Origin of the sequence: Streptomyces longispororuber, assembly GCF_024448165.1 — a bacterium.
GTDB classification, from domain to species: domain Bacteria; phylum Actinomycetota; class Actinomycetes; order Streptomycetales; family Streptomycetaceae; genus Streptomyces; species Streptomyces longispororuber_A.
This window is the reverse complement of record NZ_JAMOLN010000443.1, coordinates 1-206: the sequence shown is the minus strand read 5'-3', so window position 1 is coordinate 206 and position 206 is coordinate 1. Positions and strand designations below refer to the sequence as shown.

At 76.2% G+C, this 206-nt stretch carries 1 protein-coding gene; it reads right to left on the bottom strand.

Annotated elements, in window-relative coordinates; translation table 11 throughout:
• Window positions 1-206: acyltransferase domain-containing protein (locus tag M4J07_RS47765; RefSeq protein ID WP_255983674.1), on the bottom strand; the 206-nt coding region annotated here is incomplete at both ends.

The window sequence follows — 206 nt, the reverse complement described above, 5'->3', positions numbered from 1 at the left end:
ACCCGGACACCATCGGCCGTCAGAGCGGCCAGCGCCTCGTCCAGCGCTTCGGCGTCACCCGCGATCACCACGGAGCTCGGGCCGTTGACGGCCGCGACCTCCACCCGGTCCGCCCAGCGCTCCAGCCGATCCAGGGCCTCGCCCTCGGCCAGCGCGACCGACGCCATGCCGCCGCGCCCGGCCAGCTCCGCGGCGATGGCCTGACT